Consider the following 15722-nt stretch of genomic DNA (forward strand, 5'->3'; position numbering starts at 1 on the left):
AAATCACCCCCGTCTTCGACTAATTCAAAGTTTAACACGAAATAAGATTGACAACTTTAACCACGACTTATATAATTGGAACGTAACGGAGAGATGGCCGAGCGGTCGAAGGCGCACGCCTGGAGAGCGTGTGACGGGCACAACCCGTCCGTGGGTTCAAATCCCACTCTCTCCGCCAGGAACGGGGTAGAAATACCCCGCTTTTTTCTGTTGGAGGAGATATGAATATCACCGATATTCTGAGAAAATATGGAATACACCTAAAAGACTCGCTGGGTCAGAATTTCATCAAAGATGAGAGAATCCTTTCGAGAATCGTAAAAGATTCTGGAATAACTGACGAGGCAACGGTTATAGAAATCGGGATCGGACTCGGTACCCTGACGCTGAAACTCGCCAAAAAAGCGAAAAAAGTAATTGGCTTTGAGATCGACAAACGCTTTGAACAGATTCACAAAGAACTATTAAGCGATAAGAACATCCAGATCATTTACGAGGATTTTCTCAAAGCAGATCTTAAAGACTATGATTCCCGGCCGCTTTTTTACGTCGCCAACATTCCTTATTACATAACCTCGCCTATTCTGGAAAAAATTCTATTCGAAGGGCCGGCCTTTGAAGCCGCCATACTGATGGTTCAAAAAGAATATGCTGAGCGTTTGCTTGCAAAACCGTCGTCCAAATCCTACGGGGCACTTACGGTTACAATAGGGGCTTTTACGATGGTTAGAAGGTTGTTCAACGTTTCCAGGAAAGCTTTTATCCCTGCTCCCGCAGTTGACTCCAGCGTGGTAAAGTTAATAATGAGGGAACAAACCCTTGTACCTTTAAATGAAAAAAGAAGGTTCAGGAACTTTGTAAAGCTTGCTTTCTCACACAGACGAAAAAAACTAAAGAACAATTTGAAACCCATCATAGATAATCCGGAGGAATTTCTAAGATCGCTGGGTTTTTCTGTCAACGTGAGGGCGGAGGAATTGACCATCGAAAGCTTTGTGAAACTCTATGAAGCTTCGAAAAGGTGGAATAAGAATGAGTGAAAAACTTCTTGAAACCATTGTTAACGCCTTGATAGAAGCCGTAATAGTTATAGACGATTCAGAGAAAATAATCCTCATTAACAACGAAGCGTGCAACATTCTGAACCTCAAAAAGGATGAAGCTCTTGGAAAGCCTGTTGTTGGAACGATACCCAACACCAGGCTGCATATAGTCTTGAAAACCGGAAAACCTGAATACAACAGAATCCAAAAACTCGGCGATAAAACTATTGTTACTTCACGAATACCGCTAAAAGACGAAGAAGGAAATGTTTACGCCGTCATGGCGGTTTTCAGGGATATAACCAGTATTAAAAAATTGGCTGAAGAGGTTACGAACCTGCGAGAAATAGAAGCCCTCCTTTCGGCCGTTATCGATTCGACCCATGATGCCATATCCGTCGCGGATGAAGAAGGAAAAATCGTTCTGGTGAACCGCGCTTACACGAGAATAACCGGGATGAGCGCAAAATACGTCATAGGAAAACTCGCGACCGTTGACATAGCTGAAGGTTCCTCTTTACATCTTGAGGTAGCAAGGCGGAAGGAACCCATACTCAACGCCCGGTTGAAAGTAGGACCCGCGAAGAAAGACGTCGCGGTCAACGTTACCCCGTTGTTCGTAAACAACGAATTCAAAGGAAGTGTTGCTGTTATTCACGACCTCTCCGAAATAGAAAAACTGGCAAGAGAGCTGGAACAGACAAGACGCTTGCTGAGATACGTGAAGGCCAAATACACTTTCGATGATATAGCCGGCAACTCTCAAAAAATGCGTGTCGCTATCGAACAGGCAAAACGCGTTGCGAAAACACCCATGACCGTTTTGCTGAGAGGACCGAGTGGAACGGGTAAAGAGCTCTTTGCCCATGCCATCCATAACGCCAGCGATAGGGCCGATAAGAATTTTATTAGCGTGAACTGTGCCGCGCTACCGGAATCCATACTCGAGTCGGAACTTTTTGGTTACGCCGACGGTGCTTTCACCGGAGCAAAAAAAGGCGGCAAACGAGGTCTTCTTGAAGAAGCGAACAGGGGAACCCTCTTCCTCGATGAAATCGGCAAGATGAGTATCTCCGTACAGTCAAAATTCCTGCGATTCTTGCAGGATAAAGAGATAATCCCTGTTGGCGGGACAAAACCACAAAAACTCGATGTCAGGATTATAGCCGCGACCAACTTGAATTTAGAACAATTGGTTGCCGAAGGGAAGTTCCTCGCCGACCTCTATTACCGTCTCAATGTCGTTCCAATAGTTATCCCGCCATTAAAAGATCATATAGAAGATCTTCCTGAAATTGCCAGGGTAATTTTGATAAGACTGAACCAGGAATACGGCAGGCTCGTCGAGGATATAGACGATGAAGCCCTCGAGGTCCTGATGAACTATCCCTGGCCCGGAAACGTGCGAGAACTTGAAAACGTTCTCGGGCGTTCCATGATAAACATGGAACCGGATGAACGAGTCATCAGAAAGCACCACCTACCTAAATTAGAACTGGAGAATCTTCACCGCGAAGCCGCCCAAATAGGGAAGCTCCCGAATCTCCTGGCTGACTACGAAAAAAAGATCATTGAAGACACCTTGAAGGCAACCGGAGGCAACAAAACAGCCGCCGCGAAGATTCTCGGCATAAGTATTAGATCCCTTTACTACAAACTCGAAAGATACGGCATAGATACTGCCAGAAACTTCGAACCGTGATAAAATATAACTGTCTAATAAATACGGGGGCGAAACGGTCTCGACGGGGCCGTTGAACCCGTGGGAGCGAGTCGAGGTTTCCGGTACCGCGTTAAAAAGCCGGACAAAGAAAAGTGCCAACACTGAATTTGCTCTCGCTGCTTAATTAGAGTAAGCAGCCGCCCCTGTGAGGTTGTGGTTCGGGACCTCGCAGAAGGGTGTCATAGCTCCGAACCTTGCTCGGGATTGAGCTCCGCAATCCCGGGGACTTTATAGGAGCTCGGGGAAGTGCACCTTGCCTGTGTGGTGTAACTTCCCGACAATGAACACAGGCTGCACTCGGAGAGCCCACGGGGGATACGGCTTCGGACGCGGGTTCGACTCCCGCCGCCTCCACCAGATAAAAACAAAGGGGAGCTAAAACAGCTCCCCTTTATTATTTGATCTCAAAAACGTTAGATAACAAGACCACCATCAACGCCGATGACCTGTCCGGTTATGTAGCTCGATTCATCGGAAATGAGAAAGAGGTAAACATTGGCGATTTCTTCAGGCGTTCCCATTCTCTTCAACGGAATCCTCTCTTCAACCATCTTAACGATCTTCTCCGGGATCTTTTCAGTCATAGGGGTTTTTATAAATCCCGGTGCCACAGCATTAACCCTTATATTCGCACCTTTTCTGGTAAATTCCTTTGCCCAGGTCTTCGTCATAGCTATAACGCCGCCCTTTGTAGCAGCGTAGTTCGTTTGCCCGATGTTCCCGTAAATCCCGACGATAGATGATGTGTTTACAATCGAACCATAGCCCTGCTTCAGCATAACCGGTGCAACAAACTGAGTCATATTGAAAACACCCTTCAAGTTTACATTGATAACCATATCCCAATTCTCTTCAGTCATTCTCTGCAACAGGGCATCCCTTGTTATTCCCGCATTGTTAACGAGACCATCGATCTTCCCGAACTTTTCTTTGATTTCCTCAACAAGCTCCTTAATGGCTTCCCTATCTGTTACATTCAGTTTCTTGGGGTAAATCTCACCAGCAAAATCCTTCGTCTCATCTTTTAATGCCTGCAGGAGTTCTTCATTCAGGTCGCATGCAACAACCGTTGCCCCCTCTTTACAGAATAGCTTCGCCGCTGCCTTACCGATACCGCTCGCAGCTCCCGTAATAATTACAACTTTCTCTTTCAATCTCACATTCATCCCTCCGCTTCATTATTGCTCTCTTAAGATTGTAATTTCCACCTGACTTTTTGATTCTCCACAGCCATATTATAACGTGAAAGACCATTATTTTTTCTGTTCGATTTTTCAGAAAAGCTGTATAAACCCCTCATCACTCTTAATTCATAACTCATAATTTTCTATTCATAACTCCAAACTCATAACTCTTAATTCATAATTCATCATTTTAAGCTCCTGACTCATAACTCATCACTCTTAATTCCTAACTCATAATTCCTATAACCTATACCGTCATAATTCTATCATCACGATGACCACAGAAGAAATGTTCTTTAAAAAAAGCAAACAACAGTATTGAGCAACGGCTGATTTTGTTATTGCTATAACCAGATGGTAAAATAATAACGGTGATTTTTACTAAAAGTAATATTGTTGAACGTACGTGTTGATATTGATCAATTTGTTCAGGATAGCATGATAATCCTATTGCTGATATGTAAAATAGGAAAAAGAGAATATGATAGGACAAATCCTTATATTGTTGGTAGAGGTGAAACCTAACTACAAATTTCAGTTCACAAACAATCCAAATCATGTTCTTTCATAACTTTGATTTAACAACAAACTTAAGTTTTAGGAGGGAGGGGGATTGTGATAATCAAAAAAAGAAGAGTTTTGAGTTTGAACGACTTGAGAATCTTGAAAGAAGGACAATTGATTAGATTTGGTGTTTCTAACTTAAACAGATTTAAAGACCAACTCAATATGGTAGGTTTTTCTTCGAGACTTGAGCCGGGTGAGACAGTTCTACCGAGTCCAGAATTTGGTCCTGTTTCCAAAAGAAATGCTGAAGGTTCATATATAATTCATAGAGATCGACCTATGGAAACAGTGTATAGAACTGTTAAATGGACATGGAAACAGTGGGCGGGTCGTGGAAAAACGATTGAGGTCAGTGATTTTGTTGATGTACCCTATAAACGATATCCAAGAACTTTTATTCCACCTTATAGTATTGAATTAACCTTAATGATAACCGAAAAGGGAGAAAAATATGTAGTTACTCCTTTATTGGAATATTCAATGGAAAACAAGAGCATGCTTATTCATGCTATTAATTTAGTTTTGGAATTGTTTGGGGAATGCGAAATATTAGATGATGAATTGAAGACTATCTTGAAGCCGAAGATTATACGGTTAAATTGGGAAATGTTACCGCCAGGAAAAAGACCATGGGAGAAGTTAAGGGAAGAAATTGATCCCTTTATTAAGAATGCCAAAAAAGGCAATAGAGAAGTTGTGCTGCATAGAATCGAAATAATTAATAGTTATAAACCCGATTTTGTTGCAATTGGAAAAGCGGGATTTCGTGGGTACATTGTATTTGGATTTACGATGAAAAACACATTTGTACTGGAAAGCATCTTTACTAACAATGCTACATATATATTCGATAGCAACTGGGAGGAATTATCCAAATTAACCAAAGCTGAAATATTAAATGAAAACTTGCAAAAAGCAAGGATTATACATTTTAAAGGTTGGGATGAAAAAATTGATGCACTACTGAACGAATCATAATGGCGTTTATATACTATTTCGCCTTTCAATCTAAACTTATACATTTCAAGTTAACAGAATAAATAATGGAAAAATAGGCCATTGAAAAGAGTACGGAATTATCCTTAGTTCTTTGTTGTTCAAATAAGTTTATTGCGTTCTCCCATTAAAATATCGTGATATCAAAAGTTCCTAACGGAAGTGAAGTTATGTGGTATAGAGCTACTGATATTGCTAAAGAAATCGGAACCAATGCAAAATGCGTGGGAAAAATATTATCTTCTGTTAAAGTAAAAGCAGACGATCGCGAGTATAACCTTGGTTTGAAGATCAAATCGACTTCTAGGGATGTGATGAATCCCCAATTTGTTAAGAAAGTGGGAAATACCTGGTTCTATACCGAAGAAGTGCTAAATTTGGTTAAAGAATATGCAGCAAAATTCCCTGGAATTGTAAAAGCTATTGAGAAAAGCGACAATGCATATATAGATTATCCAGACTATCAAGAAATAAAAAGGTGTTATGAATGGGTAAAAACATTCAGAGATTCTACATACAAACGAATAGACGTTAAAACAGGCAAAGATTACACGGGTATAAAGTGAGTAAATATCTATAAACTCGTTATTTAAAAATCAAACAAAAAGCGCTAGCGAAAGTAAAAAAGTTCTACACTTACATATTTCCGCCTTATACCAAGAGTGAAAAACTTCTACACTTTAGAATTTTTAAAAGTTTTTGATTGTTATTTTATTTTTAAACTGATTTGTAAGTAAAAAAACAACGCATTGAAGAAATTTTCATGGAAAAATAGAAAATAAAGTGGAAATACGTATTAATGGAGTTCTTGCAATACTTGTGTTTGTAATGTATCTTGGAAAAGAATACTATTTTTATAGGAAAAATAGTATTTGTTTTTGTTTAGAAATTGGCAATTAGCTATTGTTCACCAGAAAGGGCAGGATTGGGGAATGGCTAAATATGTGATCTTTGGGATAACGTGGGGTTATAGTCAAGACAAAGAAAGCTCCAGTCTTATAAAGCCTACGAAGTTTAAGCTACGCAACTTTGATTTTGAGGCTCAGCCAATATATATTGTTCCTAATAAAAGGAGAATTAAGAAAATTACAGAAGGTAAGTCCACGTATCATACTTCTGTAATGGATCGAAAAGTAATGTTGATATCGAAAAGAGATGATCATGAAATTGCCCAAAGAATTGCGGAGTCTTTTTTGCTTTGTTGGGGATTATTTAATGAGTCTGTTCTATTTGGACAGTATGTTGAAGTATATACAATCGATGAAAAGTTTGTTGTTGACAACGAATTTGTATTGCTAGAAGCCTTTGAAAACTATGATATGTTGGACGTTATGATTTATAGTCATCCAACCATCTTTAAATCAAGTTGGGATAAAATATGGAACATGGTCGAAGCAACAATAGATGAGGACATTTTTGAAGCTCTTAGGTTCTATAGCGAAAGTCTAAACGCATATACAGTTGATAAAGTGAAGTTCTTTGATGGTGATTTGGATAAACAGGAATATCCTGAAAATTTTCGAGAGCGTTCTGAAGTAGAGGTTGCCATAGTAGCTTGTTGCAAAGCAATTGAACAACTTTTTGGAGAACCATCCTCAAATAAGAAGAAGTACAAAAAGAAACTCATCCAGAGAGGAGTAGACCCTGACGAGTATGTTGGGTATAAAGGCAAAGAAAAGATTATAAATAAAATATACAAGTTTCACAATGAAATTAGAAACAAAAAAGCAGCTCATGGAAAAACACTTCCTCCCGACAAAAGAAAAATAAGTTTCTTAGAACTTCTTGACCTCCAAACACTTACGAATTACTTGATATGGAAGGTGATAATGCATACTCTTAAAGAATATGGATTTAACAATGAAAGTATAAAAAAATTCCCCTGGGAATGTATCTAATCTCTGAAAAATATCTCTGTCAAGAAGTTTAGGTTCATACTATATATCCGGAACGTCGCTAAAAAGAGAATATTGAAACAGATGGAAAACGTGACCCAGATAAAAATGAAATCGTTTCAGCTTCCACGCGGGATTATGAAGGCCCTGGACTATGTAGTGAATTTTATGAGGAGAGAATTTAAAAAAAGAGGTGAGAAGATGGGCAGTGAGCTAAAAGAAAAACTAAGGGATTTGCTTAAACAATTATTTCAATTTGAAAATGAAGACTTAGATTTTGGTATTTACAGAATAATGAATTACAAACGGAAAGCGCTTGAAAAGTTTATTGATGAAGAATTGATAAACGAAATTGAGAAGCAATTATATTCCTTAAACGAAGAAGAGAGAAAAAAATTGAGAGAAGAAATTGAAAAGACAGAGCGGAAAATAAAAGAAGCTTTTGGAGAAGGTGCCTTCGAGAACGGAGATTTGAAAGAACCATTTAGAAATACGCCTCTTGGAAGAGAATATTATGAAAAAGAAAGAGAAATTAAATCTATAAAAATCACTGAAAATTTAGAAAAAGAGATTTTTAATCATCTTATTAACTTCTTTTCAAGATATTACGATAACGGAGATTTCATAAGTAAAAGAAGGTATGGAAAAAATGAAAAGTATGTTGTTCCTTACAACGGTGAAGAAGTTTTACTCTATTGGGCAAATAAAGATCAGTATTATATAAAGACAACAGAGTATTTTAGAAAATATACATTTTATGAAAATACACTGTATGGAAAAGTAACGGTTAATTTTAGGGTTGTAGAAGCAGAAGAAGAAAAAGGCAATGTCAAAGCGCAGGAAAAGAAGTTTTTTATCCTGGATGAGAAGATTTTTGATTTTGATGAAGAGAAGAAAGAGCTAAACATTTATTTTGAATATAGGATTTTGACCAATAAAGAAAAAGAAAAATATGGCAATCAAAAGATTCAGGACAAAATAAATGAGGAAATTGTAAAAACCTTACAAGAAAAAATTCCAGAAAATAGCCTGGCAAGGCTAATCTTTGAAAAAAAAGGAGAAAAATCTCTAATTGAAAAGCACCTTTACAGATACACAAGAAGAAACACGACAGATTATTTCATTCATAAAGACTTGAAAAGATTTCTGGAAAGAGAACTGGATTTTTATATTAAGAACGAATTTTTAAGAGTTGAAGATCTACAGGTTTTAGATGAGAGCGGTTACTTTGATAAGTTAAGGCTTTATTTAATTGGAATCAGGGCATTTAGGAACATTGCTTTAAAGATTATTGAGTTTTTAGCACAGATTGAAAACTTTCAGAAAAAAATTTGGGAGAAGAAAAAGTTTGTTATTGATACACACTATGTAATTACATTAGACAAAATCAGGGAGTTTGCGGGGGAAAAGTTTTTAGTAGAGTATTTTAAATGAGATTTTGAATAATAAAAAGCAGTTAGAAGAATGGGAGGAATTGTTTGGAATTGAGGTTAAGGACAAAGCTGATTTAATCGAGGATAATGGACAGTTGCAGTTAAATGGTAAGGAATGGAAGAAGTTGCCAATTGATACCAAATATTTTGACGAAGAGTTTAAGTGGAAATTATTGGTTGCTTTAAGTGAAAGTAATGATTTAGATGAAATTCTGGATGGAGTTTTGATTAAGAGTGAAAACTGGCAGGCTTTGAATTTGCTTTTGGGTAAGTATAGGGAAAAGATAAAAACAATCTATATAGATCCACCATTTAATTCAAAAAGTTCAGAAATACTGTATAAAAATAACTATAAGCATTCTTCGTGGCTATGTTTGATGGAAAATAGACTGGCTTTAAGTAAACAATTTTTAAATGCTAAAGGTGTATATGTTGTGTCGATAGACGAAAATGAGCAAGAAAAACTTGGATTGCTCATAGATTCGATCTTTGGGGATTACCAAAAAACTATGATTTCTATTATACATAATCCAAGTGGAATCCAAGGCGATAATTTTTCTTATACTAATGAATTTGCATACTTTATATACCCTATTAAAGGAAGGGTCATTTATCCTGAAGAAAGAACTGAAGAAACAGCAGATATTCGGCAATTTATGAACACAGCGAAAGGTGATACTGTCAATTACCTGAGAGAAAGCGGACCGAATTGTTTTTATCCTATTTTAGTGAAAAATGGACAAATTGTAGGATTTGGAGATCCTCTTCCTTTAGATATTCATCCTGTTTCTTCTAATGTAGTTCGAAAAGATGGAATAGTTGAAGTATACCCTATAGATGATGAAGGTGTAGAAAGAAAATGGGTTTTCTCGAGACAATCTGTAGAAAAAATTAAAGACGAACTATTTGTAAGATACGACTTGAAAAAGAAAAAATACATCATAATGAGGTCCAAAAAACTAATAAATTACAAAACGGTCTGGACTGATACAAAGTATAGTGCGAAAAGATATGGAACTCTTTTAATAAAACAAATGGGATTAGGAAATTTCGACTTCCCAAAATCCATGTGGACTATTTATGAAATTGTAAAAGCTACTATGAGATATGAGATAGATACAGTTGTCCTCGACTTCTTCGCAGGCTCAGGAACTACCGCCCACGCAGTTATGAAACTGAACAAAGAAGACGCAGGGAAAAGAAAGTTTATCTTGGTGGAAATGGCCGATTATTTTGATACCGTGATTATTCCGAGAATAAAGAAAGTGGCATATTCCTTTAATTGGAAAGATGGAAAACCACAAGAAATGGATGGAATTGGAGTTTTCTTCAAATACCACACCTTAGAACAATACGAAGACGCATTAGAAAACATTGAGTTTGAAAAGCCGCAAAAGACACCTGACGAATTCACCGATTACTTTGTCAAATACATGCTTGAGTGGGAAACCAAAAACAGTAAAACATTCCTTAACTTAGATGAATTCAAAGATCCCTTCAATTATAAACTAAAAATCATAGAAAACTATCAGCCAAAAACTATTACTGTAGATGTTGCGGAAACCTTCAATTACCTTTTAGGTTTGCATGTTAAAGGTTATAAAACTTTAGAAGACAACAACAGGCAGTATCTTTTTGTCTTTGGAGAAAAGGAAGGCAGGAGAATAGCCATTATTTGGAGAAGTATAAAAGATATTGACTTTGAAAAGGATAAGGAAGTTATTGAAGAGAACATAAAAGACTTTAAGCCAGATGAAATTTACATAAACGGAGATGCAGTGGTTAAGGGATTTAAACCAGTAGAGCCTTTGTTTAAATCTTTAATGTTTGAGAAGGTGGAATAAGATGTCAGTGAAACTTGAGAAACACTTAGTATTAAACAAATACTTTCTTAATCTCATTGGCTTTAATGAGTTTGATGAATTAAGGGAGAAACTAAGTGATACAGAAGAAGATTATGATTCCACAGGAAGAAGTTATTTTGTAGATGTTTTGATTGGTTTAAAACCGGATTGGGAGCAGGAGCTTTTAAGATACGATGAAGCGATAAGAGAATATGTAGAAAGATTAAGACAAAACAGAAGACAACCGAACTTTAACCTAAAATATTTTCAATACCTTGCGGTTTTATTTACTGAAATTTTCTTGGATAAATACTACAACGACAAGGAGAGATTTTTAAACGAACTAAATAAATTTTTGGAGAGTTTTAATAGTGAAAACAGAACAGAAATATCTCCTTTCATGGAAAAAGATCTTCGGAAACTTGCCTTCTGGATGGCTACCGGTAGCGGGAAAACCCTAATAATGCATATAAACTACTGGCAAATTTTGAAGCATTCAAAAAATAATTGGGATAACATTGTCCTTATTACTCCTAATAAAGAACTATCAAAACAGCATTATGAGGAATTAAAGTTGAGTGGAATTCCGTGCAAGTTGTATGATGGGAACATTGACAATCTAAAAACTAAAGACAAGGAAATTTTGGTTATAGATATTCGTAAGCTAACGAAAGAAAAGAAAGGAGAAGGCGTAAGTGTAGATATTTCCTTTTTTGACGGCAAAAATTTGGTCTTCATTGATGAAGGGCACAAAGGAGCAGGTGGTGAAAGTGAGACTGGATGGAAAAATATTAGAGAAACCGTAGCAAAGAATGGTTTGGTTTTTGAATATAGTGCTACATTTGGACAGATTATAGAATTTACAAAATCAGGGCAACCTAAAGGTGGGAAATCAAATCAAACAAATATTGAACTTTATAATGAATACACAAAAGCAATAATTTTTAATTACTCTTACAAATACTTCTATACTGATAGATATGGCAAAGATTTTTATGTTTATAACATAAGAGAAGATGCATACACGGAAGCACAGAGAGATTTATTACTTACCGCAGGATTATTATCCTTTTATGAGCAGTTAATTATTTTTGAAGAACATAGGGAAGATTTAAGGGAACACAAAATAGAGAAACCTTTATGGATTTTTGTTGGTAGTAAGGTTAAGGGAAAAGGCACCAATTCGGATGTGGTAAGGATAATTCAATTTTTGGACAGAATAATCAAAGAGGAAAATTATCTAAAAGAAAACATTAGAAAGATATTGGAAGGGAAATCTGGGCTTATTGATAATGAAGGCATTGACATTTTTAAAGGGAAGTTTGAGTTTATTAAAAATTCTCCTGCTACTGAGATTGTTGATGGCATCTATCAAAAGGTTTTCAATGGAAAAGGTGAACTGAAACTTTATGAAATAAAGAATGCAGAAGGAGAATTAGGACTTAAAACAAGTACCGGGGAAAAATACTTTGGAGTTATTAATGTTGGTGATGTCCGTTCCTTAAAAAAACTAATTGAAGAATCAGAGATTGAGGTTAAAGAAGACCATTTTAACAATTCACTGTTTTTTGGAATAAACGAAAACAACTCTCCCATAAACATCCTCATAGGGTCAAAAAAGTTCGTTGAAGGTTGGAACTCATGGCGTGTTTCAAATATGGGCTTGATAAATATGGGGAAGGGCGAGGGACCACAAATCATTCAGCTTTTTGGAAGAGGTGTCCGATTAAAAGGTAAGAACTACTCCTTAAAAAGAGAAGAGAATCCAGATTATAAATTAAAAGCTCTTCAAACACTATTTATTTTTGGACTAAATGCAGATTATATAAATGCATTTCTGACAGCAATAGAAAAAGAAGAAGTAGATTATGAGGAAATAACCATTCCTATTAAATTCAATAATCCAGAAAAATGGGAAAGAAAGATATATACGATAAAAACAAAAGATGACTTCGATTTCATTGAACATACTGTTAAGCTTACTGTTGATGAAAAAATTTTGAGAAATATTAAGATCGATCTGAGGCCAAAGATTACCATAACACATGGTTTGAACGTTGGAACTGCAGATACGGTAATAGACGAGTCGTTAACAATACCAGAAGAGTATTTTGAGATTATTGACTGGAATTCTCTCTATTCGGAGATTATGAATTATAAAATCACAAAAGGAATGTTTAATTTGATTATTGATAGAGAAGTTATAAAGCGAATAGCAAAATCAAGAAAATATCAAATATTTTTAAGTGAATCAGCAGGGCTAAGTGTTGAGAATAATAATGGAAAACCTGTCTTAAGAATTTACTCATTTGATGGCGTAAGAAAATTTCATGAGATTATTCTAATGATTGTGAAGAACTACATTTTCAAATTTTACAGGAAAGAAGAGAAAAGAAAAACAATGAACTACCTAGAGGTTGAACCACTAACATTAGGTGATAAGCATAAGAATATGTATCCGGAAAACAATGAAATCATTCTAAGGATTCCAAAGAAGTTATCAAACGATATTGCAGATATTGTGAATCAACTCAAAGAATATAAGTCGGACAAAGATGAAATACCTAAAAGCTGGAAAAATTGGGACTCTTTTATTGTACATTTTGATAACCATATATACACTCCTCTTATAATTTGGAGAAAGAATAAAGAAGAAATAAAGTCAATTCCTGTGAAATTAAATGAGGGTGAAACAAAGTTTGTGATGGATCTTAAAAACTTTTTGCAATCCAATCCTCATAGATTTAAAGATAAAGAAGTTTTTATCCTTAGAAATCTTTCTAGAAAAGGGGTTGGCTTTTTTATTAGTTCAGGCTTTTATCCTGACTTTATTATTTGGGTTAAAGATAAAAACAAGCAGAATATGATCTTTGTTGATCCAAAAGGAATTAGAAGTCTTGGAAACTTTAACGATGAGAAAATTCAATTGTGCGCTTCCTACATTAAAGATATAGAAAATAAAGTAAATGAAGATTTGAAAAACAGAAATGAAAATACTAGCTTACAGTTGGATGCGTTTATCCTGTCGGTGTCTTCCTATGACGATGTTAAAACAACCTTTGGTGATGGTAAACATTCAAAAGACGAATTTGAATCTCACAATATAATATTCCAAAAAGATAGAGAGTACATCGAGAAAATTTTTGAAAGGGTAGGAGGAATAAATGGATAATGATTAACGACAGAGCCAAATGAAAAATAGAGAAAAACAGCGACAAACATGTGAGTTCAGAGAAGGCAAGTGCATTCAATTATTCGAAAATCGAGATCCGGTGACCGAGATTCGCGGCTGCGGTTATTGTATACTGCTCTCCTGAAGAATTGGACAGGTAAAAAGTAGACAGTTGGAATAAAGACAAGGGGGGCAGTTAATGGCGAAGAAGAGGTGAGGAAAATGGGGCAACGAAAATATGCTATAAGTGATTTTAAAAAGGAAGACGTACCGAACAAACTTTATCCTTGGACGAGAGAGTATTTCAAGAAATTAGTTGATATAATTGATTGGAATTTAGTGTATTTATCTAATCTAACAACGATTGTAGACAGAATCTTTATACTTCAACCTTTCGATAGGTTCCAGTCGGCTACAACCTCATTTTACTGGCACTTAACCTTAAATGTGTATATAGATCAGGAAATCTTCATGATCTCAAGACTTTTTGATAGGGAGTCAATGGAAAAAAACATTAACATCTCGCTTTATAGTATGGTGCAGTTCGTTGAAATACATGTACAAACGAGTCAAGCTGCACAAATTGAAGAAATCTTGGAGAAACTAAGAGGGCATATTAAAAAATTATCTAAGGAATACGAAGATATCAGAAAATATAGGAATAAAGTTTTAGCACACTTAGATATGAAGGAAATTTTTCGAAGGCGTTCTATTCCACTTGTAGATCTCGAGGAACTCAAAAACTTGCACCATATGATTAAAAAGCTCTTGCCTGAGTTAATAGAAGTGCTTAACATTTTTAGGGGAAAGAACGCATCAATGATATACGGACTCACTATTTCTAATTGTAGAGGCACAAATTCCAGCAACAAATGCCTTATAGACGTTCTGTTAGAAGCAACATATCAATTTGATGGAGAAGTGGGAAAAGATTTAAAAAAATAGGGGCATTAAAATAGGAACAAAAAAATAGGGGACAGACTCTTTTTTTGAGGACCTATCGTGTATATAAGAAAGCCAAGTGAGAAAAAGCACATGCAGTTTTCCGGCATACGACTTTTCCGTTTGCTTCGTGCCAAGGGTTATGTGACCTACCGGCCTGGAATTGCTTTCGGGATGTAATATCGTGTTTCTTAATCGTTGTGTATTCCCGAGCCTTCCCGAATCAAAGATTTGTTATAGACTTTACACGCCACCGTTTTTTCTTACCACCTGCTATATTTTTATTTTTCTATGCAGATATCTGTATGACCTGCAAACAGGTCGTGATTTTATAATATTGACCTGTGCGGAGGTCATATGTTATAATTTCTTCGGTGATTATGATGAATGATGAAGAATTTTTCGAGGTTTTATTAAGGTGGAACCTCTGGGGTAATCAGCAACTAAATATAATTCCGAGGAGGGTGCTTTCACAGATAAAACCCTTTATGGATTACCACGGAGCGATTGTAATTCAGGGCCCCGTAGAGCCGGGAAATCAACTTTGCTTTATCTTATAATTCAGAATCTGATGAAAGAAATTGCACCGGAGAGGTGTCTCTACATTAACTTCGAAGATTATACCCTATCATCTTTAGAACTCACCCCATCAACTATTCAACGTCTTCTAGAAGTATACGGAGAAAAGGTTTATAGTGGGGAAGATTGTATAAAGTCAATAGGTTTTTGACCCGGGAGGGCCATAAGGAAATGACCCGCTACCCACCTCAGGTATCTTCTAAAATATCCCTTCTTCTGTAACTTCTTCCAGACATATTGAGGATCAAAGCGTTGTGTGTAATTCTGTCTAACAATGCCATGGTTAGGGCTTTATCATGGAAAATCTTTATCCATTCTGAGAACACGAGATTCGTTGTAATTAA

The 15722-nt window shown here is 36.2% G+C and carries 12 protein-coding genes, 1 tRNA gene and 1 other RNA gene; 12 read left to right on the forward strand and 2 right to left on the reverse strand.

Going from position 1 to position 15722, the window contains the following annotated elements; translation table 11 throughout:
* Positions 1-87: 87 nt before the first annotated feature.
* The 4 genes from DU53_RS03175 (at position 88) to ssrA (ending at position 3123) form a co-directional block, all read left to right on the forward strand.
* Positions 88-178: transfer RNA gene (locus DU53_RS03175), tRNA-Ser, on the forward strand.
* A gap of 43 nt (positions 179-221) precedes the next feature.
* Positions 222-1040, forward strand: coding sequence for a 16S rRNA (adenine(1518)-N(6)/adenine(1519)-N(6))-dimethyltransferase RsmA (rsmA, locus tag DU53_RS03180; protein WP_012744565.1), 819 nt, complete (start codon positions 222-224; stop codon positions 1038-1040).
* On the forward strand, positions 1033-2745 hold the full coding sequence (locus DU53_RS03185; protein WP_082853783.1) for a sigma-54-dependent Fis family transcriptional regulator: 1713 nt from the start codon (positions 1033-1035) through the stop codon (positions 2743-2745). Before rsmA ends, DU53_RS03185 begins: the two co-directional genes overlap by 8 nt.
* Before the next feature lie 25 nt (positions 2746-2770).
* Positions 2771-3123, forward strand: a transfer-messenger RNA (tmRNA) gene (gene ssrA, locus DU53_RS03190).
* Between the two features lie 56 nt (positions 3124-3179).
* Here ssrA and fabG read toward each other — a convergent pair.
* Positions 3180-3926 (reverse strand): 3-oxoacyl-[acyl-carrier-protein] reductase, encoded by a 747-nt coding sequence (fabG, locus tag DU53_RS03195; RefSeq protein WP_063727429.1) that lies wholly within the window; start codon positions 3924-3926, stop codon positions 3180-3182.
* Between the two features lie 639 nt (positions 3927-4565).
* Here fabG and DU53_RS03200 point away from each other — a divergent pair.
* From DU53_RS03200 to DU53_RS12740, 8 genes are all read left to right on the forward strand, one after another.
* Positions 4566-5495 (forward strand): hypothetical protein, encoded by a 930-nt coding sequence (locus tag DU53_RS03200; RefSeq protein ID WP_063727431.1) that lies wholly within the window; start codon positions 4566-4568, stop codon positions 5493-5495.
* Between the two features lie 188 nt (positions 5496-5683).
* Positions 5684-6079, forward strand: coding sequence for a hypothetical protein (locus DU53_RS03205; protein ID WP_063727432.1), 396 nt, complete (start codon positions 5684-5686; stop codon positions 6077-6079).
* Between the two features lie 366 nt (positions 6080-6445).
* A complete protein-coding gene (locus DU53_RS03210) occupies positions 6446-7411 on the forward strand; it encodes a hypothetical protein (protein WP_063727433.1) in 966 nt (321 codons plus the stop codon).
* A gap of 72 nt (positions 7412-7483) precedes the next feature.
* Positions 7484-8842 (forward strand): hypothetical protein, encoded by a 1359-nt coding sequence (locus tag DU53_RS12410; RefSeq protein WP_201029982.1) that lies wholly within the window; start codon positions 7484-7486, stop codon positions 8840-8842.
* A gap of 4 nt (positions 8843-8846) precedes the next feature.
* Entirely contained in the window at positions 8847-10685 is a 1839-nt protein-coding gene (locus DU53_RS12415; RefSeq protein ID WP_201029983.1) for a site-specific DNA-methyltransferase, read from the forward strand.
* A 1-nt stretch (position 10686) separates the two neighbouring features.
* On the forward strand, positions 10687-13857 hold the full coding sequence (locus DU53_RS03220; RefSeq protein ID WP_082853781.1) for a DEAD/DEAH box helicase family protein: 3171 nt from the start codon (positions 10687-10689) through the stop codon (positions 13855-13857).
* A gap of 222 nt (positions 13858-14079) precedes the next feature.
* The gene (locus DU53_RS03225; protein WP_063727434.1) at positions 14080-14802 is read left to right on the forward strand and encodes a hypothetical protein; all 723 of its coding nucleotides are present in this window, start codon (positions 14080-14082) and stop codon (positions 14800-14802) included.
* A gap of 568 nt (positions 14803-15370) precedes the next feature.
* Positions 15371-15529: a hypothetical protein gene (locus DU53_RS12740; protein ID WP_235599682.1), complete on the forward strand. Its 159-nt coding sequence runs from the start codon at positions 15371-15373 to the stop codon at positions 15527-15529.
* Between the two features lie 37 nt (positions 15530-15566).
* Here the strand turns inward: DU53_RS12740 and DU53_RS11850 are convergent.
* Positions 15567-15722, reverse strand: a 156-nt coding sequence (locus DU53_RS11850; RefSeq protein WP_161484740.1) for an ATP-binding protein, incomplete at its 5' end; no start/stop codon positions are given.

This window comes from Kosmotoga sp. DU53 (assembly GCF_001639905.1).
Taxonomy (GTDB): domain Bacteria; phylum Thermotogota; class Thermotogae; order Petrotogales; family Kosmotogaceae; genus Kosmotoga; species Kosmotoga olearia.

Excerpts from the sequence above, each read along its gene's own strand:
- rsmA (WP_012744565.1), top strand. The coding sequence starts at position 222 with ATGAATATCACCGATATTCTGAGAAAATATGGAATACACCTAAAAGAC.
- DU53_RS03185 (WP_082853783.1), top strand. The coding sequence starts at position 1,033 with ATGAGTGAAAAACTTCTTGAAACCATTGTTAACGCCTTGATAGAAGCC.
- DU53_RS03205 (WP_063727432.1), top strand. The coding sequence starts at position 5,684 with ATGTGGTATAGAGCTACTGATATTGCTAAAGAAATCGGAACCAATGCA.
- DU53_RS03210 (WP_063727433.1), top strand. The coding sequence starts at position 6,446 with ATGGCTAAATATGTGATCTTTGGGATAACGTGGGGTTATAGTCAAGAC.
- DU53_RS03220 (WP_082853781.1), top strand. The coding sequence starts at position 10,687 with ATGTCAGTGAAACTTGAGAAACACTTAGTATTAAACAAATACTTTCTT.
- DU53_RS03225 (WP_063727434.1), top strand. The coding sequence starts at position 14,080 with ATGGGGCAACGAAAATATGCTATAAGTGATTTTAAAAAGGAAGACGTA.
- DU53_RS12740 (WP_235599682.1), top strand. The coding sequence starts at position 15,371 with ATGAAAGAAATTGCACCGGAGAGGTGTCTCTACATTAACTTCGAAGAT.